Annotated in this window: 1 rRNA gene; it reads left to right on the top strand. The window is 50.2% G+C overall.

From position 1 onward, the window contains the following. Nucleotides 1-196: 196 nt before the first annotated feature. Nucleotides 197-1731: ribosomal RNA gene (locus tag AC1EK1_RS08295) — 16S ribosomal RNA — on the top strand. Nucleotides 1732-1784: the final 53 nt, after the last annotated feature.

The following is a 1784-nucleotide window of genomic DNA, read 5'->3' as shown; positions in this document are numbered from 1 at the left end:
AAAGCTGAAGGTGCGATGCGAACAAACAAGTAGTACAAGGGATATTTTTATAGATATAAGAATGTGCCACGTCGATTCGAGAGGATAGACTAACTTGGGTGTTTATACGAGTGTAACCCGAAGCCAAGGATAATTTTTCGGATTTAGGTAAAAGGATATGCTTGTGACGTTAGTCATGAGCGAAGCTATTTAACTAACAATGGAGAGTTTGATCCTGGCTCAGGATGAACGCTAGCGATAGGCTTAACACATGCAAGTCGAGGGGTAACATGGAGGTAGCTTGCTACCTTTGATGACGACCGGCGGATGGGTGCGTAACGCGTATGCAACTTACCTACCAGCGGGGGATAACCCGGAGAAATTCGGACTAATACCCCATATATTCCATTATTCGCATGGATGGTGGAAGAAAGATTTATCACTGATAGATAGGCATGCGTTCCATTAGGTAGTTGGTGAGGTAACGGCTCACCAAGCCCGCGATGGATAGGGGAGCTGAGAGGCTGACCCCCCACATTGGGACTGAGACACGGCCCAAACTCCTACGGGAGGCAGCAGTGAGGAATATTGGTCAATGGAGGCAACTCTGAACCAGCCAAGTCGCGTGAAGGAAGACGGTCCTATGGATTGTAAACTTCTTTAGTAGGTGAGTAGAAGCAGGCACGTGTGCCTGTAGGCAAGTAACCTAAGAATAAGTATCGGCTAACTCCGTGCCAGCAGCCGCGGTAATACGGAGGATACGAGCGTTATCCGGATTTATTGGGTTTAAAGGGTGCGTAGGTGGTGTTGTAAGTCAGTGGTGAAAAGCTATAGCTTAACTATAGTCTTGCCGTTGAAACTGTGACACTTGAGTGTAGATGCTGTAGGCGGAATGCGTAGTGTAGCGGTGAAATGCATAGATATTACGCGGAACTCCGATTGCGAAGGCAGCTTACAAAGCTACAACTGACACTGATGCACGAAAGCGTGGGGATCAAACAGGATTAGATACCCTGGTAGTCCACGCTGTAAACGATGATTACTCGGAGTATGCGATATAATGTATGCTCTCAAGCGAAAGCATTAAGTAATCCACCTGGGGAGTACGTCGGCAACGATGAAACTCAAAGGAATTGACGGGGGCCCGCACAAGCGGAGGAACATGTGGTTTAATTCGATGATACGCGAGGAACCTTACCCGGGATTGAAATGTATACGCTGGGCTTATGAAAGTAGGTCTGTTCACTTCGGTGACGTATATGTAGGTGCTGCATGGTTGTCGTCAGCTCGTGCCGTGAGGTGTCGGCTTAAGTGCCATAACGAGCGCAACCCTCATTGTTAGTTGCCAACAGGTAAAGCTGGGGACTCTAACGAGACTGCCGTCGTAAGGCGAGAGGAAGGTGGGGATGACGTCAAATCAGCACGGCCCTTACATCCGGGGCGACACACGTGTTACAATGGTGAGGACAGAGGGCAGCTAACAGGCGACTGTGTGCGAATCTCCAAACCTCATCTCAGTCCGGATCGGAGTCTGCAACTCGACTCCGTGAAGCTGGATTCGCTAGTAATCGCGCATCAGCCATGGCGCGGTGAATACGTTCCCGGGCCTTGTACACACCGCCCGTCAAGCCATGGAAGTCGGGGGTACCTGAAGTGCGTGACCGCGAGGAGCGTCCGAGGGTAAACCTGGTGACTGGGGCTAAGTCGTAACAAGGTAGCCGTACCGGAAGGTGCGGCTGGAACACCTCCTTTCTGGAGCCAAATCCGGGAAGCTTGGTTTTTGGAGATCTGCTCTGAATATAGAG

This window comes from Porphyromonas sp. C0026D3, from assembly GCF_056590775.1.
This window is presented reverse-complemented; position numbering and strand designations above follow the sequence as displayed.